Annotated in this window: 13 protein-coding genes and 1 pseudogene; 6 read left to right on the top strand and 8 right to left on the bottom strand. The window is 68.2% G+C overall.

Translation table 11 applies throughout. The features are described 5' to 3' along the window. Nucleotides 1-2 precede the first annotated feature (2 nt). The 3 genes from ERC79_RS08780 to ERC79_RS08770 form a co-directional block, all read right to left on the bottom strand. The gene (locus tag ERC79_RS08780) at nucleotides 3-2,171 is read right to left on the bottom strand and encodes a phospholipase C, phosphocholine-specific (protein ID WP_131577447.1); all 2,169 of its coding nucleotides are present in this window, start codon (nucleotides 2,169-2,171) and stop codon (nucleotides 3-5) included. Between the two features lie 153 nt (nucleotides 2,172-2,324). Further along, the gene (locus ERC79_RS08775) at nucleotides 2,325-3,602 is read right to left on the bottom strand and encodes a hydantoinase/carbamoylase family amidase (RefSeq protein ID WP_131577445.1); all 1,278 of its coding nucleotides are present in this window, start codon (nucleotides 3,600-3,602) and stop codon (nucleotides 2,325-2,327) included. A gap of 4 nt (nucleotides 3,603-3,606) precedes the next feature. Then, the gene (locus ERC79_RS08770) at nucleotides 3,607-4,746 is read right to left on the bottom strand and encodes a diaminopropionate ammonia-lyase (RefSeq protein ID WP_131577444.1); all 1,140 of its coding nucleotides are present in this window, start codon (nucleotides 4,744-4,746) and stop codon (nucleotides 3,607-3,609) included. Nucleotides 4,747-4,889: 143 nt separating this feature from the next. On the opposite strand from ERC79_RS08770, the gene ERC79_RS08765 reads away from it, so the two are divergent. Next, nucleotides 4,890-5,675: a GntR family transcriptional regulator gene (locus tag ERC79_RS08765; protein ID WP_165497065.1), complete on the top strand. Its 786-nt coding sequence runs from the start codon at nucleotides 4,890-4,892 to the stop codon at nucleotides 5,673-5,675. A 22-nt stretch (nucleotides 5,676-5,697) separates the two neighbouring features. Here ERC79_RS08765 and ERC79_RS08760 read toward each other — a convergent pair whose 3' ends face one another. Both ERC79_RS08760 and ERC79_RS08755 read right to left on the bottom strand, forming a co-directional pair. Then, complete coding sequence (locus ERC79_RS08760) at nucleotides 5,698-6,897, bottom strand: M20/M25/M40 family metallo-hydrolase (RefSeq protein ID WP_131577441.1); 1,200 nt, start codon at nucleotides 6,895-6,897, stop codon at nucleotides 5,698-5,700. Then, complete coding sequence (locus ERC79_RS08755; RefSeq protein ID WP_165497064.1) at nucleotides 6,894-8,501, bottom strand: amidohydrolase family protein; 1,608 nt, start codon at nucleotides 8,499-8,501, stop codon at nucleotides 6,894-6,896. Before ERC79_RS08755 ends, ERC79_RS08760 begins: the two co-directional genes overlap by 4 nt. A gap of 331 nt (nucleotides 8,502-8,832) precedes the next feature. On the opposite strand from ERC79_RS08755, the gene ERC79_RS08750 reads away from it, so the two are divergent. Genes ERC79_RS08750 through ERC79_RS08740 form a run of 3 tightly spaced genes read left to right on the top strand, consistent with a single transcriptional unit; the run spans nucleotide 8,833 to nucleotide 12,496 of the window. Further along, complete coding sequence (locus tag ERC79_RS08750) at nucleotides 8,833-10,410, top strand: NCS1 family nucleobase:cation symporter-1 (protein WP_131577437.1); 1,578 nt, start codon at nucleotides 8,833-8,835, stop codon at nucleotides 10,408-10,410. Continuing rightward, nucleotides 10,410-11,828: a dihydropyrimidinase gene (gene hydA / locus ERC79_RS08745; protein ID WP_131577435.1), complete on the top strand. Its 1,419-nt coding sequence runs from the start codon at nucleotides 10,410-10,412 to the stop codon at nucleotides 11,826-11,828. The genes ERC79_RS08750 and hydA overlap by 1 nt, the downstream gene beginning before the upstream one ends. Further along, nucleotides 11,825-12,496 carry an aspartate/glutamate racemase family protein gene (locus ERC79_RS08740; RefSeq protein ID WP_131577433.1) on the top strand — a complete coding sequence of 224 codons (672 nt, stop codon included), beginning with the start codon at nucleotides 11,825-11,827 and terminating at the stop codon, nucleotides 12,494-12,496. Before hydA ends, ERC79_RS08740 begins: the two co-directional genes overlap by 4 nt. 118 nt (nucleotides 12,497-12,614) lie before the next feature. On the opposite strand, the gene ERC79_RS08735 is transcribed toward ERC79_RS08740, so the two are convergent. Then, nucleotides 12,615-14,366, bottom strand: coding sequence for a hypothetical protein (locus ERC79_RS08735; protein WP_131577431.1), 1,752 nt, complete (start codon nucleotides 14,364-14,366; stop codon nucleotides 12,615-12,617). 33 nt (nucleotides 14,367-14,399) lie between these two features. On the opposite strand from ERC79_RS08735, the gene ERC79_RS08730 reads away from it, so the two are divergent. After that, a complete protein-coding gene (locus ERC79_RS08730) occupies nucleotides 14,400-15,614 on the top strand; it encodes a polysaccharide biosynthesis protein (protein WP_131577429.1) in 1,215 nt (404 codons plus the stop codon). A 132-nt stretch (nucleotides 15,615-15,746) separates the two neighbouring features. Here ERC79_RS08730 and ERC79_RS08725 read toward each other — a convergent pair whose 3' ends face one another. Further along, nucleotides 15,747-16,895, bottom strand: coding sequence for a DUF3068 domain-containing protein (locus tag ERC79_RS08725; protein WP_131580896.1), 1,149 nt, complete (start codon nucleotides 16,893-16,895; stop codon nucleotides 15,747-15,749). Nucleotides 16,896-17,100: 205 nt separating this feature from the next. On the opposite strand from ERC79_RS08725, the pseudogene ERC79_RS08720 reads away from it, so the two are divergent. Beyond that, nucleotides 17,101-18,099, top strand: a pseudogene (locus ERC79_RS08720) (acyltransferase); the annotation flags it as partial. A gap of 71 nt (nucleotides 18,100-18,170) precedes the next feature. Here ERC79_RS08720 and ERC79_RS23830 read toward each other — a convergent pair. Further along, nucleotides 18,171-22,493: an alpha-(1->3)-arabinofuranosyltransferase family protein gene (locus ERC79_RS23830; RefSeq protein WP_347563595.1), complete on the bottom strand. Its 4,323-nt coding sequence runs from the start codon at nucleotides 22,491-22,493 to the stop codon at nucleotides 18,171-18,173. Nucleotides 22,494-22,511: the final 18 nt, after the last annotated feature.

Here is a 22,511-nt window from a genome sequence, read left to right as displayed (position 1 = left end):
GGCTAACGCAACGTCATCTCGCCGGCTTGCGTCGGCTGGCTGACGCTGTCCCGCCCGTTCTCGATGTGTCCGACGAGTCGGCGACGGAAGTCCGGGTCCTCGTCGACGGTCACGGTGGCCTGATACCAGCCGTCCACCGCCCGCACCGTCCACGATTCCCGGCTGCCTGCCGCGACTCGACGGCGCTGACTGTCCAGCGCAACGGTCAGCGCGCGGGTTCCCGGGTTCTTCGCGGTCAGGGTGAGCGTGCCGTCCGCTGAGTCGACTCGGCTGGACAGTTCGAGTGTGGCCGCTGGGCCATCGATCGAACCGGTGAACTCGCGCCGGAAACCATTGGGGCCCAACATGGTCAAGTCGTACTGCGGACCGGACAGGGTAACCGTGTCCTCGGCAGTACCGAGGACGTCGTAGTGCCGGGGTATGTCGAACTCTCCCGCGTACGGATACAGGCTCAGATGTGCCGATTCGGCGCCGGTGTTGACCAGATGTACCGTCAGGGAGCGAGCGCCGGAGTTCACGGACGCGTATGCGTCGGGCTGGTACGGCAGCGCCCGAGCCGGCCGGGTGCCGCTCTCCTGTAGCGGCATTCGCTGCTCGATCGGTGGAGTCGGTGTCCATCTCGGCTCCAACGGCGGGGTCGGCTGCGGGCGGGTGAGGTTCGGCCGGCTACGCGGGTTGCCGAAGTCGAATGCTGAGGTCAGATCCCCACTGACCGTGCGCCGCCACGGGTCGATTTCCGGCTGTGCGATCCCGAATCGCTTCTCCAGGAACTGCACCACCGACGTGTGGTCGAACACCTGCGAGCAGACGAATCCCCCCACGGTCCAGGGCGAGATGATCGTCATCGGCACGCGGGGCCCGAGACCGAGCGGCTGACCCGCGACCCACTCCGTACTGGCCGAGAGCGGGGGACGGGGCGGCGGCACGTGGTCGAAGTAGCCGTCGTTCTCGTCGAAGTTGACGATCACGGCCGTCTTCGCCCAGAGAGCCGGGTCGGAGGCAATGGCATCGAGTACTTGGTAGAGCAGCGTCGCGCTCGCCGCCGGTGACGAGCCGGACGGATGCTCCGAGTCGACCTCCGACGGAACCAGGTAGCTGACCTGCGGCAGCCTGCCCGACTCGACGTCCTTCCGGAACTCGGCGGCGAGCGTGCCGGGTCGCGACCGGTACAGCGCGCGGTCGTAGAGCTGCCGGTCTGCCGGTGAAAGACGATCCGCGGCTGTCTCGAGCGCGCGCACCGCCACGTCCTGGGCGGCGGTCGGCAATTCCGGAAGGGCCAGATAGAAGCCCGCGAGAGTCTGCAGCTCGTAGGGCAGCAGGCTGGGTTGACCGAGCAGTCCGGCCGCTACCTTCTTGAAGGTGGTGAAGTACTCGAGGTTGTTGTCTCCGAAGTTGTCCCACTCCTGGTACGTCTTCCAGCTGATGCCGGCGGCCTGCAGCCGCTCCGGGACTGTGGTCCACCCGTAGCCGGCGTGCCAGGGGTTGTAGGCAGCGTTGGTGACGGCGCGCCCCTCGGGACCGGCCGGTTCCGACGACCCGGACACCCCCAGCGAATCCATCGAGCCGAACGGATTGATGCCGGGGGGTTCGAATCCGGTGTACCCGGACACCCAGTAGTTGCGGTTGGGGCTGGTCGATGTCGGCACCGAGCAGTGGTAGGCGTCGCAGATCGTGAATGCGTCAGCGAGTTCGTAGTGGAACGGAATGTCCTGCCGGTCGTAATGGGCCATGGCCGTGGCGGTCTTGGCTGCGATCCAGCCGTCGTGCCAGCCGTCCGCGAGGGCCTGGTGTCCGCCATCCCAGCTGTGATCGAGGCCGGTGACGTTCTGGACGTCCATGCGCTGTGCGGCGGCGGAGTCCCGGATCGGAAACGGCAGCACCGGACCGTTCGGGCCAGGTTGTTCGAAGACGGGGGCTCCGCCCCGCAGTCGCAGCGCATTGGGATCGGCGAACCCCCGTACTCCGCGCAACGTTCCGTAGTAGTGGTCGAAGGATCGGTTCTCCTGCATGAGGAGAACGACATGTTCGATCGAGTCGAGCCCGCCCGGAGGTACGGGCGCGGCCAGGGCACGTTGCAGTGACGGCGGCAGAAGCGAGCCGGCAGCAACAGCGGCAGCCACTCCGGCACCGGCAGCGAGAAACCCGCGCCGGGAGAGGGTCTTTCGGGTCACGTCGGCTCCACTGTCGCATTGATCGATCCAACACGAGACTGTAGACCAACTGTCCAGTTCTTTCACGAGATCGGCAAATCCGACCAATGAAATAAGGATGGACCCCTGCAACCGCCGAACTCGTGCGGCTCGAAACAGGACCGAGCGCGCCCGCTATTCGCCTGCGAGTTCGATTACGGCACTGAGGAGGACATTGATCCCGTTGGCGCAGGCCTCCGGCGTCGAGTACTCCCGAGGATTGTGGCTGATCCCGTCGTAGAGCCCGGGGACGAAGACCATGCCCGCCGGACACAGTGCGGCGATCTCTCCCGCATCGTGACCGGCTCCCGAGGTGATCACCTCGTGCCGAAATCCCAGGTTTGCAGCGCATTTCGCGACCAGGTCCTGCATACTGTCGGGAAAGCGCACCGGTGGGGTCTTGGCCGTCGTTCGGTGCGTGATCGTCACGCCCACCTGCTGCTCCACCTCGTGGAAGAAGTTGGTGAGGTCGGTCTCGGCCCGCGTCATCTCGGAGTCATCGTGATTGCGGAGGTCGACAGTGAGCAGGACGTGCGAGGGCACGATGTTGATCAGGTTCGGGTGGGTCTCGTGTCGCCCGACCGTCGCCAGCATGGCCCCGTAGTCGCCGGAGGTGACCATTTCGTCGAGCCGCACCCGGACCAGTGCCGCGGCCAGTTCGGCGTCGTGGCGCAGGGCGTTGGGGGTGGCTCCGGCGTGCGCGGCCCGGCCGACAATCTCGAGTTCCAACCAGGTGATCGCCTGGACGCCTTGCACCACGCCGATTTCCGATTGATTCGCTTCGAGAATCGGACCCTGTTCGATATGGCATTCGAGGTAGGCGTACGGCGCGACCGGCATCGGGACGCGCTGGGTGCCCACGAGATCGTAGCGGTCCAGCTCCGCACCGAACGTGACACCGTCCCGGTCGGTCCGGGCGCGGGCGTCCGCGAGTTCGATCCGGCCGGCGGCCGTCGCACTGCCGAGCATGTCCGTGCCGAAACGCGCTCCCTCCTCCTCACTGAAGATGGCTACTTCGATCGGCCGCTGTGTGGTGATGCCGTGGTCGTTCAGGGTCCGGACTATCTCCAGGCCGCCGAGCACCCCCAGGCATCCGTCGAACCGCCCGGCAGTGGCGACACTGTCGATGTGGCTGCCGACCATCACCGGGGCGAGCGAGTCGTCCGCGCCGGCGCGCCGGGCGTAGACGTTGCCGGCCTCGTCGAGGCGGACCGCCAGGCCTGCCTCGTGCATCCAGCCCACTACGAGCTGACGGCCCGCGACGTCGTCATCGGTCAATGCGAGCCGGCGCACGCCTCGCAGACCGGTGTCGGCGTCCTCGAACGCACCGACCTCGCCGAGTTCGCTCAGTGAGTTCCACAGGCGATCGGCGTCCACGCGCAGTGTCGCGGTGTGCGCAGTGTTCGTGTTCATCGGCTCATCCCTTCGCCGGTGCCGTCACTGCCGCCGGTGCGGCGCCGACGATCGTTCGATAGTTGGCCACATCGGTGGCGCCTTCGGTGGAGATCACCAGGACCGAGTCGGAGGGCCCCAGTCCGAGGGCGTCGGCGTGCGCGAGCAATCCGCCGAGTCCGGCGGCACCGCTCTCCCCGGAGACCACTCCGTCGGCCGCCAGCAGTCGCATTGCGTCGGCCGCCTGTTCGTCGCTGATGGTCACGAAGGTCTGGTACCCGGACGAGACGTCCGGCCAGGCAATGATCGATGGTGTGCCGCAATTGAGTCCGGCCATCATCGACAGCTGCGGGCCTGGGATGGTCAGGACTCCTCCGGCCTCGATGCTGGCCGTGACACAGTCGGCCTGAGTCGGTTCCACCCCGACGAGGTGCACGCCGTCGTGTTCGGCGAAGCCGCGGGCGACGGCGGCGGCGAACGCTCCGACGCCGATCTGGGCCGCGACCACGGTCGGTGCGGACAAGCCCTTGTCTCGGTATTGGTCTCGGATCTCGGCGATCATCGTCGAGTACCCGTCGATGACCCACATCGGTGGATCGACGTAGCCGTCCCAGGAAGTGTCGGACACGACGAGGGTGTCGTCCGAAGCCAGTGCGGCGCTGCGCGCGATCGCGTCGTCGTAGCCGCCGTCGACCACCTCGACGTCGGCGCCCTCGCTGCGGATGGCCGCGATGCGTTCGTCGACCATGTCCGCGGGGACCAGGATGATGGCGCGCAGGCCCAGGAGCTGGGCCATTCGGGCAACCGCCCGACCGTGGTTGCCGTCGGTGGCCGCGCACAGGCGCAGGTTCGAGCCGGCCAGTCGGGTGGCGAGGGCATCGAGGGTGGGGATCTCTTCGGGACTCGAACCCAAGTGGCGCAACAGGACTCGGTAGGTGGCCCAGGAAGCGCCGAGCACCTTGAAGGACGGCATCCCGAGCCGCGCGGACTCGTCCTTGACGTGCACCGCGGCGACTCCGAGGCGCCGTGCGGACTGGGGGGACTCGACCAGTGGGGTCGGCTCGTAGCCGGGCAGCGTTCGGTGGAACGCGGTGGGATCGGCAGTCAGCGGGCCGACCTGCGACGGCGCGACGAGGGGGTTGGATACAACTCGGGGTTCACGCACGATTGGGTTCCTTTCGACTGCTCATCACGGTAGATAGTTGTATGACAACTGTCAAGATACTTATTCTGCGGTTCTGTTATGCTGCTTGTACTTCAGGCGCTGCGGGCGCCGCCGTACCCGGCAAGGATCGAGGAGGTGGATACGTGGCGCCCTCGACAACCCGGTCGAAGTCGACGCGATCGACGACGAGCAAGGACATCTCGCGGATCCGTGCCCGCCGTCCATTGCAGTCCGAGATCAGGGAGACGCTCCTCAGTGAGTTCATCCTGTCGGGGCGCCTGGCGCCCGGCGACAAGATGCCCTCGGAGGCGGAGCTGTGCGAGATCTTCGGTGCCTCTCGGGTGACCATCCGAACGGCCATGCAGGGGCTCAAGGACGCGGGGTACATCCGGATCGTGCGCGGGTCGGGGTCCTGGGTGCTGCCCAGGCCGGAGTCGATTCACTCCGGTCTCGATCGGCTCGTCTCGTTCGACACCTTTGCCGCCAACTCCGGTACCCGGATCGACACCGGTGCCGTCGAGATCGTCCATCTCGACCGCGATGAGGACGAGCTCGCCGCGGTATTCGAGTCGGCCATGGGCGTAACGCGGATCAGCCGCACCAAACTCATCGACGGGTCGGTGGTGGCCTGGATCGTGGACTACGTCCCCGACGAGGTGATGAGCACCGACGAGCTGACACGGCACTTCACCGGATCGGTCCTGGATCTGCTTCTCGAACGTGACGGCGCGGCCTACTCCGACTGCACGATCACCCCGGTGGTCGCCGACGCCGAGCTGCAGAAGCACTTCGGCACGACCGAGTCGACGGCCCTGCTCCAACTGAGCGAGCTCACCCGCGACGACACCGGGGAGATCGTCAACCGCAGCGAGGCCTGGCTGCTCCCGGATGCATTCGTATTCCAGCTGCGCCGCCGCCGGGAGGGCTGACGGCGCAGCTGGGCGAACGGAGTCACCGGGACCGCCCACCGCCGCCGAGCACCCCCCGAAAGATCGCCTCGTAACCGTCCACGCCGGAGCGCAGCTCGGCGAGCTCGATCGACTCGTCGGTGGTGTGCGCTCGATCCGGTTGTCCGGGACCGAAACCCACGGTGGGCAGTCCGCGCCGGCCGGCGCTCTCGGATCCATTGGTGCAGAATTGCCACGTCCTCGTTGGACGGTCTACCCCCGCGCGGCGCAACTGATCCCGGATCGCATCGACGGGCCAGGCGCCGGGATCCTGGAACCACGCCGCGGCGAAGACCGGAACATCCACTTCCACGCCCCGCCAGGTCCGCCACTCGGCGCGGGCGAGTCGCACCTGCACCGATGCGCCGGCTGCCGCAGCGATCGGTTCGACCATCCGCCGGACATCGTCGAGAACCTCGACATCCTGCTCTCCGACCACCGTCCGGCGGTCGAACACCGCGACGCAGCCGGACGGCACCGTCGACTGGCTCGGATACGGCGAGGATCGCACACTGGTCAGGGTGAGCTGCCCGGCGCCGAGGTGTGGGTCGGCGCGAAAGGTGAGCTCGCGCAACGCGACTATTGCCTCGGCCATCACCTCGACGGCGCTGACCCCAGCGTCGGGGTAGGCGGTGTGCGAGGACGTCCCGGTGACCTCGACGACGATCTCCGCGCGGCCACGCTGGCCCACGGCCAGCCGGTTGTCGGAGGGTTCGCCGATGACCACCACATCCGGGGTCACCCGGTCCAGGATCTGAGCGAGCGCGGGTCCTTCCGCGAGCTCCTCGTCGACCGACCCGGATATCACCAGGCTCCCGGCGAGCCCGTCAGGGTCGGCGACGAGCCGCTGGGCGGCATGGAGGGCCGCCGCCAGCGGCCCCTTGGTGTCGACGGCGCCCCGGCCCACGATTCTGTCGCCGACCCGCTCGCCGGCCGGATCATGCCGCCAGCGTGCATGATCACCGATCTCGACGGTGTCCAGATGGGCGTCGTAGAGCAGCACCGGACCGGGGCCGAAGTCGATCCGCCCGGTCACGTTGCCCCAGTCGTCGACGGTCACCTCGAACCCCGATTTGGTCAGCAGCTCGGTCAGCAAACGGGCCGCGGGTTCCGCGGAGGGCGACACGCTGGACGCGGCAATCAGCGCCAACAGTGTTGCGGCGACATCTGTTTCCTCGATATCGAAGAGCCTTTCGGTGGTCATCGAGCACCGCCCGCGGCTGGGTTGTGGGTACCTGCCCCACCCTCGACGACGCCGGGACGGCGGCCGGTGTGCCGTCCGGCTTCCACGACGGGCACGCCGCCGACAGTGACAAGTTCGACGCCGGGAGGCTGGGAATGCGGGTGGTCGTAGGTTGCGGTGTCGATGTAGCTTGCGGGGTCTATGAGCACAAGATCCGCACGCTTGCCCTCGGCGATCTCACCGCGGTCGCTCAAACCGAGTACCTGCGCCGGGCCGGTACTCAATCGCCGGACTGCCTCGGTGACGGTGATCAGCTTCTCCCGCAGGGCATAGCGGCCCAGGACGCGGGGTGCCGTCCCGTACAGCCGGGGGTGTGGGTGCGGGTTGAAGACCCCGTCGGAGCCGACCAGCGCGCCGGAGGAAGTGAAGATCTCGCGCACCACCGTCTCGGTCGAGTAGTGGTCGATCATGCAAGCGTCGAGTTCGGTATCACGCAGCAAGTCCATTACCGCGAACGCTGGATCGCTGTCGGTTTCCGCCGCGATCTGGGCCACGGTCTGCGACATCGTCTCGGTTCGCGGTGCGGCCGCCTGGGTGATGACGATGTTGTCGGGGCCGCAGGCTCCGAAGAGATTTTCCCAGTTCGGCAGTCCTTGGTGCATGTCCCTGGCCATCCGGTCGCGTTCGGTCCGATCGCCCAGCCTTTCGAGCGTCGCTTGCGGCCCACCCTCGAAGGCGTAGCCGGGCAGCAGTGCCGACAGCAGCGTGCTTCCCGCGCCGTAGGGGTACTGGTCGCAGGTCAAGCGGATACGATTCTGCGCGGACGAGAGCGTGTCGAGCAGGGCGGTGAGCAGGTGTGGGACCCCGACCAGTTTGACGTGGGAGACGTGCAGCGGGGCACCGGTGAGTTCGGCGACGCGGACGAATTCCGAGATCGAGTCGACCACACCCTCGGCTTCGTTGCGCACGTGCGGGATCAGCGGGACGTTGTACTCGGCGGCGACTTCCGCGATCTGCAGCAGTTCGTCGGTTCCGGCGTACAGACCGGGGGCGTAGATCATGCCGAAGGACACTGCTCTTGCCCCCGCGGCAAGGCATTCGGCGACAAGATCCTTCATCTCGGACATCTCACGCTGGTCGGGAGCGCGGTTCGCATTTCCCATCACGCACTCGCGCACCGCGCTGTGCGGGACGCAACTCGCCATGTTCAGGGCGGGCCCGGCCTCCTGCAATGCTGCCAGGTAGGACGACATCGACCGCCAGTGCCACCGGGCGGCGGCGCTCGGCTCCAGACCCTGCAGGTAGCGACGGCGGGTCGCCACGGTCGTATCCGAGACCGGTGCCGGGCCGAGCCCGTCGGGGCAGATCAGGTCCGTGGTGAAGCCCTGCGTGACCTTTGCCGAGAGCAGTGGGTCGTCGAACGGGCGCAGCGCGGAGTGGGCGTGCAGGTCGACGAAGCCCGGGCAGAGCAGTTTGCCCTCGGCATCGATGCTCCGAGCGGTCGAGCCCACCGGCAGGTTGGGCCCGACGCCGACGATCCGGCCGTTGTCGACGAGAACATCTGCCCGGCGGACGGCGTCCGAGGTCACGACATCGGCATTGCGGATTACCAGTGCGGCATCCATTTTTCTCCTGACTACCTGTAGGACAACTGTCATGTTCATACCATGTGATGTGTCATCTTGGGAAGGGATGGCTGCCGCTTTTCGATCTGATGACAAGGCTCCGACGTGCACCTTTTCGTCCGGTTGCGGATTTACCGAGCAATGACGGGTGGAGATATTTGACTATTGACAGTTGTCATACAAGCGGGCACAGTTGCCGTACTTCCACCGGAGGGCCCCAGTCGCCGAAGAATTCCTGGGCGGTCCGAGGTCGTCGTGGGACGTGAACTCGAGTCGCGGTCGCGTCTGATGTGACGTCCACCCGGCTGGCAATGACTAAGGAGGCCATGTGATGTCCACAGACCTGATCAAGGGGCCGGAGGGCCCCGACTCCGCCGACTGGTCGGGAACCGGCGCCCCCGCCGGACCGAACGGCTCCGGCCTGACGTACGACCCTGGCCTGACGAACGACGACCTGTTACCAGTGCCCGTTCAGCAACGGACCTGGGGCGCTTGGAGCTTCGCCGCGCTGTGGATGGGAATGGTCCACAGCGCATTCGGATTCGCGGTGATCGGCGGCATGATGGCGACGGGTATGTCCGTCGTCCAGGCCCTCGCCGTCGTCTTCGTCGCAAACATCATCCAGATGGGCCTGATGGGCCTGACCGGTCGCGTCGGCTCGCGGTACGGAATCCCGTTCGCGGTCTGGGCCCGCTCGACCTTCGGCGTGCTGGGCGCGAACATCCCTGCTGCCCTGCGCGGAGTGGTCGCCATCGGCTGGTTCGGTGTCCAGTCCTATCTGGGCGCGACGGCCATCAACGTGCTGCTCGAGACCAGCTTCTCGGCCTGGCGGGACTGGAACACCGTGGTCGGCGGGGTTGCAATGAACCTGTGGGTGTCGATGATCATCTACTGGGCGCTGAACCTGCTGCTGATCCGGCACGGTATGGAGACCATCCGTCGCTTCGAGGGCTGGGCAGGCCCGCTGATCTTCGTCGTGATGGTGCCCCTCGTGGTGTGGTCGTTCATGCAGATGGACGGCTTGGGTCCCATCTTCGACCAGGGATCGCAGTTCGGCTCCAGCAGTGACTTCCTGCTGCACGGCCTGCTGCCGGGTGTAGCGCTCTTCATCTCGGCGAGTTGGGCGACGATGGTGCTCAACCTGCCTGACATCACCCGCTACGCGAAGTCGAACCGCGCCCAGGTCACCGGACTGTTCTACGGTCTTCCGCTTGCCACGCTCGTCTTCTACGCGATGGCCGCGATCGTCGTCTCAGGTACTCAGGCCGCGACCGGCGAGCTGCTGTGGAACCCGGCGGACGTGCTGGTCGCCATCGACAACCCGTGGGTGTCGATCATCGGTGCGATCTGCATCGCGGTCGCGACAATGTCGGTGAACCTGGCGGCGAACATCATCTCCCCTGCGTTCGACTTCACGAATCTGTTCCCGAAGTTCTTGAACTTCAAGCGGGCCGCTGTGCTGAGTATCCTCGCCGGATTCGCCTTCATGCCGTGGAAACTCATGGAGTCGCCCGACACGCTGTTCTCCGTGCTCAACAATGTGGGAGCCGTGATCGGCCCTGCCACAGGCATTCTCATCGCTGACTACTACTTGGTCAGGCGAGGCCGGCTGGACGTTCCGGCACTCTATCGCCGGGGCTCACAGTATGAAGGCTACCGCGGATACAACTGGTGGACGCTCGGCGTGCTGATCGCGATGTCGGTATTCTGCATCCTCGGCCAGTGGATCCCGGCAATTGGCTGGGCCTATGAGTACGCTGCGGTGCTGGGTGTCGTCCTAGGCTTCGCCGGGTACTTCGCCATCCTGCCGCTCGCGCGTCGCAGTTCACTGGGGTCGACCTTTGTGCCGAGCGGTACCACGGGTGAAGAACTTGCCGAACTCGAATCGGAACGATCGGAGTCACAGTAATGACGGCACAGGCAGAGGACACCAGGGTCATTCTCCGAGGCGGGACCATCGTGTCCGCCGAGGGCGAGGCCAGGGCCGATATCCTCATCGAAGACGGGCGGGTGCTGGCCCTGGATGTCGACCTCTCGGATGCGGCCGGCCGAGTGATCGACGTGGGTGGGTGTCAGCTGCTGCCGGGCCTGGTCGACAGTCACACCCATCTGGAGATGCCGACGATGGGCACGGTCACCGCGGATGACTTCGACACCGGCACCGCGGCGGCAGCCGCGGGTGGCACCACCTCGATCGTCGACTTCGCGATGCAGACCGACGGGTCGGTGCTCGCGGGAATCGACACGTGGATGGACAACGCGCGCAACAAGGCTCACATCGACTACGGCTTCCACGTTGCCATCACCGATGCGTCGCCGCTGGCGATCGAGGAGATGGAGCAGGCCGTCGCCCGCGGCGTCAGCTCCTTCAAGGTGTTCATGGCCTTCAAGGGGTCGTTCATGGCCGACGACCAGCAGTTGCTGCGCGTCCTGCGCCGTACCGGTGAGGTAGGCGGCCTGGTCCAGGTGCATGCGGAGAATGGTGACGCCATCGATCTCAACATCGACGACGCGCTCTCACGCGGTGACATCTCGCCCTACTCGCACGCGACGACCCGCCCGGACACGACCGAGCAGGAGGCGACCGCGCGCGCCATTCACCTGGCGTCGTGGGCCAAGCGGCCGATCTTCGTCGTCCACGTCTCCTCGGCCCGGGCCGTGCACGAGATCCAGTCGGCGCGCTCGCGCGGGCTTCCGGTGTTCGGTGAAACCTGCGTGCATTACCTGACTCTCACCGAGGAAGAACTCGCGCGACCGGATTTCGACGGCGCGAAGTTCGTGTGTTCGCCGCCGCTGCGCCACGAACATGACCAGGATGTGCTCTGGTCCGCGTTGCGGCAGCAGTCGCTGCAGATCGTCACCACCGACCACTGTCCGTTCAACTTCTGCGGACAGAAGGAACTCGGCCGCGAGGACTTCTCGAAGATCCCGAACGGGCTGCCCACGATCGAGCACCGACTTCCCCTGCTGCACCAGCACGGTGTTCGGACCGGGCGGATGACCATGTCGGAGCTGGTGGCCACCACCTCCACCTCGCCCGCCCGAATGTTCGGCCTGACCTCGAAGGGCCGGATCGCCCCGGGCTTCGACGCGGACATCGTCGTATTCGATCCCGAAGCCACACTGGAAATCTCGGCCAAGAGCCACCACATGGCGGTGGACTACACCCCGTTCGAGAGCTGGACCTGCACCGGGGCGCCGATCCAGGTCTTGAGCAGGGGGACGACGGTGTTCGCCGACGGTGAGGTACTGAGCACCCCCGGCCGCGGACGGTACATCCACCGTTCGACGGGTCCCTTCCCCGCCGGAGAGATCACCCGCCTGTGACCACGAAAACAAGGCTGCTGCTGATCAATCCCAACACCACCTCGGAGATGACGAGGATCATCTCGAGCGCTGCCCACGGGACGCCGGGCGCATCCGCACTCGACATCGTCGCGGTCAATCCCGAGATCGGCCCCTCCGCGATCGAGACTGCGGCGGACGAACAGGTTGCGATCGGAACCATGCTGGCGTCGGCGCGCAGCTGGAGTGCGGATATTGGCTTCGACATCGCAGTCGTCTCATGCTTCGGAGATCCCGGCGTCGACGAGTTACGTTCTGCAACAGGACTTCCGGTCCACGGCATCGCACTACAGGCAATGCGGGCCGCCCAGAACGCGGGCGGCAGATTCTCGATTGTGTGCGCGATGCCCAGTGCCGTCACCCTGATGACGGAGCTGGCTGCGCGATACGGATTCGGGGATGCGTTGGCGAGCGTTCGACCGCTGGGCATATCGGTGCTCGACATTGCACGCGATCCGGCCGCGGCTCTCGAGGAGGCGATCGCAGTCATTCGTAGCTGTGTCGAGGTCGATGGCGCAGGGGCGGTCTGTCTCGGTTGCGCATCGATGGCCCCGTTGGCGCCTGCCATCGAGGCGGAGTCGCCGGTTCCGGTTATCGAGGGCGTCCGCGCGGCGGTGACGGCGGTGCTGGAAGATTCGCTCGACCGATAGGACAGCGGACGGCGATGGTCGACGGTGGCGGTGGGCTGGTGCCGGGTGCGGCACCAGCCCACCGCCGTCCGTCCATGCCGGATCCGGTCGTTCCACGGATGCCGATCGTGGGTGCAGATCACTCAGGTGAGTGAGGCCTTCGGACAACCGCGTATGCGAGCGCGCTGCCGACGAGCAGGATGGCCCAGAGAAGATGAGTCGCCACCGCCAGCCCACGTCCCTCGGCTGAGCTGTCCGTCACGTCGCCCGGAATCCGGTACAGCGCCAATTCTTCGTCTTCCCAGGATTTTTCGAGCTGATCGAGCGTGCGCCGGGAGTCGCCGAGCGGACCGGGTGTGGTGCGCTCGACGAGAACCCATCGCACCTGCTCCTCGGCGAGCGCCTTCGGTGCGGCCCCCGCCAGCAACAGCTGTTCGACGCGAGCCGCCCGCGCGCCCTCTCCGCCGACCGTGGACGCCTGGCCCACCACGAGCTGTCCGGTCTGCAGCACATCTACCGGCAGCATCCGTGGCGCCGGGTCCAGTACCGGTGCGTCCCCGCTGTAGGGGAACTTGCGGAACATGCCTGCGGGCAGCACCGCGATATCGCCCACCTCGGCCGATGCCTCCAGGTCCTCGACGACGTTCTGCCAGGACGACGGATACTGCACCGGCTTCAGCGCGCCGCCGACACCCCACGCCAGGTCGGGCAGCGCGAGCAGGATCGCGACGATCGCGGCGGCGGGGATCGCGCCGGGCAGCCGGATGCGTGAGCCGAGTGCCCGCACCCCGGCCGCGGCGGCCAGTGCGTACAGCGGAACGGCGAGCGCCACCCATTTCTGGGTGTCGCGCAGCAGCCCGGCGCCCGGCACATGCACTACGGCCCACTCGCCGACGGCCAGACCCCACCCGGTCGCCCCCAGCGCGGGCAGCAGCACCGCGGCCGCGGCGAGTGCGGTGAGTGCGACGATCACCGGATCGAGGCGTCGTCCCCGCTCCGCCGACTCGAGGCGGACATGAAGGAGCGCGGGCAGCCCGCAGGCCACGACGGCGAGCAGCAGCACGGTTCCGGCCAGCGCATACAGCGTCGTGCGCGAGTCGGGTACGGCGGTGGAGTTCCAGATTCCGCCCAGCCCGGCGACGCTGCCGAGCGTGCCCAGACCCGGTTCGGCTCGGGACGCGAACGCCGCCACGCCGGCGCGATCGGACGTCGCGCCGCTTCCGGACCCGAGCACCGCGATCAACCATGGTGCCGACGCTGCGGCGAACAGCGCCACCGTCCGCAGCAGCCGGGACGGCACGCGTCCACTGCCTCCGGGCGCGGCGAGCACCACCAGCGCGACGACCACGGCGAGCAGCGCACCGGTCGGCGTCAGGCTCGCCGCCGCGAGGCACGACGTCAGCGCCCACCATCCGCCCGGTCGCCCGCGGCGGATGGAGACGCCCGCGCACACGATCCACGGCAGCGCGGCATAGCCGGTGAGCAGGCTCCAATGTCCCTGCAGTAGCCGTTCGGCGACGTACGGGTTCCACAGCGTCACCGTCGACGCCACGAGTTGCGGCCCCAGACCGGCGTGGGGGAGCAGGACCGCCACCATCCGGGCCGCACCCCATCCGGCCAGCCACAGCGCCGCGCACAGGATCGCCTTGACCACGAGACCGCCGTCGACGACGGAGCTGAGGACCGCGATCACCGCGTCCTGCGGGACTGCGCGGGCCGCGGCGTCGGTGAGACCGAGCGCCGAGTCGGTGAGGTACGAGCGCGGCGTGGTCACCGCGTCGCGCAGCAGCAGATAGCCGGGGCCCAGTATCGGCCCGAGAATCAGCCCGGCCAGCGCCAGGCTGTACAGGGACGGCGCCGCCCGGGTGAGACTCGCGCGCCGTGCTGTCATGTGCGGCACTGTACGTGGTGCGATCATGGGCGGATGCCACGCCAATCCCTGTCCGGCTCCACTGTCGCCGGGATGACGATGGTGACCGCCGGATCCATGACCGCGAACGTCGCGGCCTACGTGCTCCAGCTGCTCGCACTGCGGTGGCTGGGCCCGTCGTCGTACGGCGAGTTCGCGAGCCTGCTCGCGGCGCAGCTGGTACTTGCGGTGCCGGCGCTGGCGCTGCAGAGCGTCGTCGCCCGCGAGGTGGTCCACGGCAAGGGTGCGGCGGCGCTGCGGGCGCTCGGCTACCGTTGCGCGGCAATCGTCGCCGTCATCGCGCTGGTGCTGGTTCCGGTGATCTCCGCAGTTCTCGACACCGGGCTGACCCCGACCCTGTGGGCGCTGGCCGCCGCGCCACTATTGGTGCTACTCGCGACAGAACAAGGCCTGCTGCAGGGATCGGGTCGCTTCGCCGAGTTGAGCATCGTGCTGGCCGGTACCGGTGTCGCCAAGGTGGTGCCGGCGGTGGCCGTCCTCGCAGCCGGGGGTGGTCCCGGGCCGATGCTGCTCGCCGCGGCCATCGGCACAGCCGCGATGGTCGTCGTCGCCCGGCTGCTCGAGCGTCGGCGCGGCGACAGCACTGGCGGCGCCGCAGTGATCGGAGTCGGTACGGTGCTGCGGGCGTCGCAGGTACAGCTCGCGATGATCGCGCTGTCGTCGGTGGATCTGCTGATCGTGCGGATGGTGCTGTCGGACACCGACGCCGGTATCTACGCGGCCGGTGCCGTCGCGACCAAGGCCGCATTCTGGCTGCCACAGGCCATCGGTGTGGTGCTCTACCCGAGGATGGCGAATCCGGCGCACTCGGCGGCTGCGGTGCGATCGGCGCTGGGTGTGCTGTTCGGGCTGGGCGCGGTCCTCGTCGTGGGCGCCGCCCTCGTCGCGCCGGTCGCGACGATGCTGTTCGGCGACGACTACGCACCCGTGCAGGGCATCCTGTGGATGTTCGCGTGGAACGGCGCGGCGCTCGCGGTGTTGCAGGGGGCGCTGCTCTCGGCAATTGCGGGGGAGCGTACGCATCTCGCGATCGTCGCGTGGGTGGGTCTCGCGGTCGAGGCCGTGCTCATGTTCACCGTCGCGGACACGGTTCGCCAGTTCGTCACCGTCGCAGCCTCGGTGGCGACGGTGACCGCCGGTATGGCCGCGATCCTCGCGCTGCGCAGTGCCCACACCGGCGACGTTCCGATCGTCCGTTCGGACAGTTGACGGCACGGTCACCCCGGCGAGAAGGCGCCCCCCGGGCGCTCGGGCGTGACGGTGGTCCTGACGATATGACGGCGAACGACAGAGCCCCCGCGCGGTGATCCGCGCGGGGGCTCTGAGGTTCGGGAGCGCCGGTTACTGCTGGCGCGGCGGCTCGGTGAAGCCGCCCTTACCCATGTCGACCGTGGGGAATTCCTCGGTCTTGTCAGTTGTCCAGTCGCGTCCGGTTCCGGGAGCTGTTCCGGACCCGCTAGGCGGATTCGCCGGGCCGCCCGCAGGTGCACCCTTCGTCCCGCGGCCACCTCGGAGGCCGAGGAAAATACCTGCGATCAGGGAGATGGCGCCGAGGATGCCGGCGACGATCGGCAGTGTGCGGCCGAACAGCGACAGCTTGTCCTGGCCGCTCTTGGCCTGGCCGATCTGGTATTCGATGGTGTTCTCGTCGAACGGCAGCGTCGCCTTGAGCACCGTGACCTCGGGCGCGGCCTTGTCGCGAGCGTAGTACTGGTAAAGCTTCTCCTGGCCCTTGATCACGACGCCGGTGACCGGGTCGACCCACACGTCACGCTCGTTCTGGTACCAGCGGGTCATCGTGATCGGCTGATCGCCACCGGGGACACCCCACGTGGCGGCAGGCAGACTCAGCTTGTTCGTCGGAGCGGCGACCACCTTCGAGAGATCGACCGGGCCGACCTTCTGATTGAAGTGGTAGACCTTCACACCGTTGATCTCGGTCTCTTCGACGAAATTGATGTCCTGGCTGCTGCGCGAGTTCAGGTCGAAGTAGGGGTAGCTCTTCTGCTCCGTATCGAACGGGAACTTGTACTGCAGGCCGGTGTGGCTGACCTCTTCGGCCGGCGCGGTCGACGACGTCTGGATGGTGCCGACGGGCGGCTCGACGGGCATCGAGCTGACGCGGTCCAGCGTCACGCGGTCGACGGTCGCGGTCAGCAGGCCCGTGTCGCCCTGCTTGTCGGTGCGCATCACCGTTTGGCCCGCCTGGACCGAGACGACGTCGGCGTTCGACGGCTCCTCGGTGATGACGTAGCGCTGCGCGACGATCGGCACGTTCGTGTCGACCTTGGCCGTGCCCTTGAGTAGAGCCGCGGAATCGAGCACGTCACCGTTGCCGGTGGCGACGGTGGTGACCTCGAGATCCAGCGGCGTCTTCTTCAGTTTGTCCACGGTGTACGCCGGGATGAGAACCGCGACGGCCAGCAGGAATGCCCCGAGACCTATCAGAATGTAAGCAAGTATCCGGCTCGGGCCTGAGCGCTCGGCCATGCTGTCTCCTAACTCAACGTTCGGCATTGAGAAACCCCCACCGGCAGCGGGCGCGCTGCACGGGTCGAACTGTGCCCTCAATCGTCGGCACTACGTGAGCCCAGACACTAACAGTCCCATCGTCCGATTTGCGTGAACGCGTGCAAATACGACCATTCACGTCACCCTTTCGGTTCCGCGGGTAGCCCGGGCACACTTGACTGCGATGAGCACTTCACATCTGAGTAGATCGGCGCCCGCCGGAAACCCTCGGGCCTTCATTCCTGCGCTCGAGGGAATGCGTGGGTTTGCTGCGCTGGGCGTGCTGGTTACCCACGTGGCGTTTCAGACCGGCGCCGCCGAGGATCCCGTGCTCGGCCGGATCTGGGGGCGGTTCGATCTGGCGGTCGCGGTGTTCTTCGCGCTGTCCGGCTTCCTGCTGTGGCGCCCGCACGCCGCCGCGGCCCGCGGGATGGGTACCCCACCGGCAATCGTCCGGTACTGGATTTCGCGGGCTACGCGCATCCTGCCTGCGTACTGGGTGCTGGTGTGCCTGGTTCTGCTGTTCCTGCCCGCGGCGGGTGGTGGTTGGAAGGTGTGGGTCGCGAACCTCGCGCTGATCCAGGTGTTCGTGCCGCTGACGCTGACCGAGGGCATGACCCAACTGTGGAGCCTGTCGGTGGAGGTCGCCTTCTACCTCCTGCTGCCGATCATCGCGCTCGCGATGGTGCGGATGCGCGGCCCGGCGGCGCGGTACCGGGTGCCGGTGCTGTTCGCGGCGGGGGTGGTGGCGCTTTCGTGGGCGTTCCTGCCGATTCCGGCACCGGACGGCATCCACCACGACAACTGGCTGCCCGGCTATCTTCCGTGGTTCGCGGCCGGCATGTTGCTGGCCGAGCTCGCGATGGGCGGCGGGACGTGGGTGCACCGCCTGTCTCAGCACCGGATGTGGATGGCGGCGATCGCGGTGGTTACGTTCGGCCTCTCGACGACGTGGCTGGCCGGGCCCGAGGGTCTGGTGCGGCCCGAACCCTGGCAATACGCCACCAAGATCGTGCTGGGCGCCGTGATGAGCTTCGCTCTCCTCGCCCCGCTGGTCCTCGCGGGGCACCGGCACCGCATCCTGGCGGGCCCGGTCGCACTGGCGGTGGGACGCTGGTCCTACGGGCTGTTCATCTGGCACCTCGCGGTGCTCTCGATTGTGTTCCCGATGTTCGGTATCGCCCCGTTCAGCGGCGACTTCGTGTTCGTACTCGTCGTCACCACGATCCTGAGCATCGCGGTGGCGTCGGTCAGCTACGCCCTGGTTGAGGAGCCGTCCCGGCGGGCTGTCCTTCGCTGGGAGAAGCGCCGCCACATCGGCGAACCGGCGAGTGGAAGCGCCGCCACACCCACCGCGGCCAGTGCGATCAGCGCCGGCAGCTGAACCAGGAACGAGTGCCCGACGTAGCCGTCGGCGGCTCGCCACGGGCCGGTCGACAGCAGGACGGCGGCAAGCGCGGCCGAGGTTCCGGCGACTCCGACGAGGACGCGGGCCGAGAACGCCGGGCCCCGCCATCGGGCAAGTCCTGCGGAACCCGCCGCCACCAGCAACGCGACGCCGGTGCCGACGGGTCCGGCGACGATGGTCACGACAGCCATCACACCGACGAACCCGGCGACGACGCTCTTCCATGGCCGCGGCGGCGCCCATTGTTCCAGGTCGGGTGTGCGGCGCCGAGGGACCAACGCCAGGAGGATCAGCGGGATCAGCAGTACCAGCCCGAGGACGATCCCGGCGCGGTACCAGCGGTCGGAGGGGAACTCGAGGGTGACGGTGCCGTCCGTCCCAGCGGGCAGGATCCAGCCCTGCTGCCAGCCGTTGACGACCACCGGAGCCAGTTCGCTGCCGTCCGCGCCGGTCGCAACCCAGCCGGAGTTGGTGCTCTCCGGCACCACCAGCAGCCGTTCAGTGTCCGATTCGGTGACGGTGAGCTTCCGCAGATTCGCGGTCCACTCGGTCGCGTCGGGCGACGGCGCCACCGCAGGCGGCGTCGTCGGTGACGCGGTGAGCTGCAGGCTGTCGACGGTGAATGCCTCGCCGGGCGCCACGACGACGTCCTGCCGACCCTGCGTCAGCGGCACCGCGTCGGCAGGCGGACACGGCATCGCGGTCACCGGGGTGCCGGACGCCAGCTGCTGCGTCGTCGCGGTGATCGAGGTCCGTACGACCCTGCCCGCGATCGAGATCGTGGGTCCGGCGTCGCAGCCGACGGTGACGGTGCGCGGTGCGGGGGTCGCGGTGCCGGGTACGGGGCGGCCGTCCGCGCCGAGCGCGACCACCTCGGACAGTCCGGCGGGCTGCAGCTGTAAGAAGCCGAGAGCAGTCCGGTCGAGCACCTCGTGCCACTTGACCAGAGTCAGGACGATGCGGTCGGTCACGTGCGGCTCGAGTGGGATCGTCTGCGGGGCAGACGGATCGGTGTCGTCCAGGTCGCGGGTCTGTGGCCCGTTGCCGAGATTGACCGCGATGCGGCTCGGGGCGGCGGGCAGGTCGCCGAGGCTCGGGGTGAGCTGCAGTCCGGTGACCAGAGTGGGGCGGGGCAGTGCAATGGTCAGCGTCGGTAGGCCACCCTTGCCGCGCGCGGTCTCCGCGGGCGCGGTCCACGATGTGGCGGGGTCGCCGTCGGTGGCGGCGTAGGCGGAGCCACGCACCTCGACGCCGTCGGCTGCGCCACTCGCGGACACCGAATTCGGTTCGGACACCAGGGTTTCGAGGGCAGGACCGGGGCGGGGGCGAACGGTCAGCCCGGGGGTGACCGAGGTGTTGTCGGGCACCGACAGGGTGCGGCTGAAAACGCCCGGCTCCTCCGGCGGCAGGAACAGCGAGTTGCTGCAGTGCACGCGGTCGGGGCCGGTGGCGCAGCCCGACCGCCCGGGCAACTCCTGCCCCAGATCCCAGCCCTGCACGCGGGCGCCGGGTGGCGTGGGCGGCAGCACGGTCCGGTGGACGATGGAGACCGGCGTCGGCGCGCCCGCGGAGTAATCGTCGACGGACAGGTCACTGATCCCGAACTGGATGCCGACCGAGCCGTCCTCGGTGTGGGTGGCAGTGATCCGCACCCACGGTGTGGTGCCCGACGGCAACGACACGTCGAGCTGCTTGCCAGGCTTGTCCACCTTCACCGACGCCGTGCCGTTGGGGGTCTCGATCTCGAGCCATTTGACGGGCGGGCCGAACGCGGCGGGGCTGACGGTCAGGTGCAGCATGCCGCGGGTGATCGGGGTGTCGAAGTCGAGTTGCAGCCACTGGCCGAGCGCGCTCTCGAGCCCGTTGCTGAGCCACGCGGTCGCGGGATCGCCGTCGATGGTGGCGGCCGGTCCGCTGCCGGGTGCGGTACCACCGAGCTGGGTGGCGTCGGCGGCGGAACTCGACACGGTGATCGTCGCGCCCGACCACTCGCCCTGCACCAGGGGCGCGTCGGCAACCGGGTAGTCCGGAACCAGGTTGTAGGTGCGGCGCGGATCGCCAGGGCTGCGCAGCGCCGAACTGTGGTTGTCTACCTGCCCGAAGTCGCTCTCGCGGGCGGTGGGGGTGTCGGTCACGGTGACGGCATCGACATCGATACCGGCCCGGCGGGCGTCGGTCGCGAGCAGCGTGGGCCCGGTGACGGTGCCGTTCTCGGCGAGCCGCAGCAGCGACTCCGGTCCGCCTTGTACGACCGGGACCCGGTCGAGGTCGACGGTGTACGGACCGGCCGGCGGCGTCGTGCCGGTGGGCAGCGTGACGCGGTAGATCTCGATCGCGGGGTACGCGGGCTGTAGGTCGCTGTCGACCACCACGTCCTCCGCCGCGGCGGGGACGATGTCCTCGCCGAACTGGGCGACCTTCTCGAGTCCCGGGGAGCCCTCGATCGTCTGGTGGACCAGCAGCGGGCGCGCCGAGCGGGACGTCTCCGGGTCGAGGTCGTTGCGGACCACCAGGTAGCGGACGCCCTGGCCGAGGAGGGCGGTTGCCAGCCCGTCGGACGGACGGCCGTCGGAGATCAGCCGCTGGACCGAGTCGAGTGCGCGGATCGCGCCGGGCGGCACCAGTGGGACGGCGTCGCGCACCGCCCACGGCGTCGAGGCCAGAGCCTGCAGCGGCTCGTCCCGCGTCAGCCCCCAGACCTGCGCTCCGAACGGTGCGCCCGGCACCACCAGTGCGCGTTCGGCGTCGGCGCCGCCGACTCCGCTCCCGGCCGCATTGTCGGCGAGCCACTGGGCGGCGTCGTGCCAGTACGACGGGACCTCGGCGTAGGCGCCGCGCGGGGCGAGCCGTCCGGTCCATGCGAGCGACGTGGTGAGGGTGAGCGCGACGAGCAGCAGGCTGGTGAGCGCCACCATCGGTTCGCGTTCGGGGTGCGCGAATGCGCTGCGCCAGCGTCGCAGCGGCACGGATCCGGGCAGCGGCACCCTGGCCAGCAGGTGCGCGAGCCCCAGCACCAGCGGAAGCCGGACCAGCGGCTCGAGCTTGTGCACATTGCGCAGTGGTGCGCCGGTGGAGTCGAGGAAGGTGCGGACCTGATCGGCGATCGGGGAGCCGAGTTCGCCGACGTAACCGGCACCGAGCCCGGCGATACCGACCAGCAGGATCAGCGTCAGCCTGCCCTTCGCCGGCATCGCCCGCATGCACAGTCCGGCCAGCCCGGCGGCGGCGATGAGCCCGGTCGCGACAACGGCGATGGGCTGGGTGACGAGGACGGTGCCGGCGACGCGTTCGGGGGAGACGAACGGGGTCCAGCTGCCGGTGCCGCGCAGTACCTCGGTCAGTGACGTCCACTGCGTCGTGACGCCGGCCGACTCGATGTAGTCGAGAAACGGGGGACTGACGCGGCCGAGTAGCAGTAGCGGGATGATCCACCACAGCGTCGCCAGCAGAAGGGACGGGATCCACCATGCGGTGAATACCCACCAGCGCCGGTTGGGCCGGTGCGCCAGCCACCACAAACCGGCTACCAGGCACGCAGCGAGTGTCGCGACGGCATTGACGGCACCCATCAGCGCGACGGCGAGAGCTGACCGGGCGGCCAGCGCCCGTGCGCTTTTAGTGAGTGCTGGCACTCCCGAAACGCGCACGGGCGACGAAGTCGCCACCACCACGACCGGGAGCAGCACCCACGGCGCGAGCATCATCGGCAGCGATTCCGACGAGATGGAGCCGATCGTGGTGAGCACCCGCGGCGACAGCGCGAACGCGACGGCCGCGATGATGCGGGAGCTGCGGCTGCCGATGCCGAGTGCTTCGGCGACACGGATGATGCCCCAGAATCCGGCGACGATCAGCAGTGCCCACCAGAATCGCTGCGTGATCCACGGCGGAATGTGCAGCAGCTGTCCGAGAGCGAAGAACGGTCCGTGCGGGAAGAAGTAGCCGTACGCCTGGTTCTGTACCTGGCCCAGCGGGGCCTGGCTGCTCCACTGGTGGGCGGCGCGGGCGAGGAAGCCGATCGGGTTCTGGGTGAGGTCGTACTTGGTGTCCGCGACGATCAGCCCGGGCGACTGCAGCAGGCACAGGACAAGCGCCACGAACCCGGCGCCGAAGAGCCAGCGCCGGGTCAGTGGTTCAACGGAAGGCCCCTCGGCGGCAGGATCGCCGATCGAGGGGGAAGTGCGGGA

The organism is Rhodococcus sp. ABRD24, from assembly GCF_004328705.1.
Lineage (GTDB): Bacteria > Actinomycetota > Actinomycetes > Mycobacteriales > Mycobacteriaceae > Prescottella.
This window is presented reverse-complemented; position numbering and strand designations above follow the sequence as displayed.

Excerpts from the sequence above, each read along its gene's own strand:
- ERC79_RS08775 (WP_131577445.1), bottom strand. The coding sequence starts at position 3,602 with ATGAACACGAACACTGCGCACACCGCGACACTGCGCGTGGACGCCGAT.
- ERC79_RS08760 (WP_131577441.1), bottom strand. The coding sequence starts at position 6,897 with ATGACCACCGAAAGGCTCTTCGATATCGAGGAAACAGATGTCGCCGCA.
- ERC79_RS08755 (WP_165497064.1), bottom strand. The coding sequence starts at position 8,501 with ATGGATGCCGCACTGGTAATCCGCAATGCCGATGTCGTGACCTCGGAC.
- ERC79_RS08750 (WP_131577437.1), top strand. The coding sequence starts at position 8,833 with ATGTCCACAGACCTGATCAAGGGGCCGGAGGGCCCCGACTCCGCCGAC.
- hydA (WP_131577435.1), top strand. The coding sequence starts at position 10,410 with ATGACGGCACAGGCAGAGGACACCAGGGTCATTCTCCGAGGCGGGACC.
- ERC79_RS08735 (WP_131577431.1), bottom strand. The coding sequence starts at position 14,366 with ATGACAGCACGGCGCGCGAGTCTCACCCGGGCGGCGCCGTCCCTGTAC.
- ERC79_RS08730 (WP_131577429.1), top strand. The coding sequence starts at position 14,400 with ATGCCACGCCAATCCCTGTCCGGCTCCACTGTCGCCGGGATGACGATG.
- ERC79_RS08725 (WP_131580896.1), bottom strand. The coding sequence starts at position 16,895 with ATGGCCGAGCGCTCAGGCCCGAGCCGGATACTTGCTTACATTCTGATA.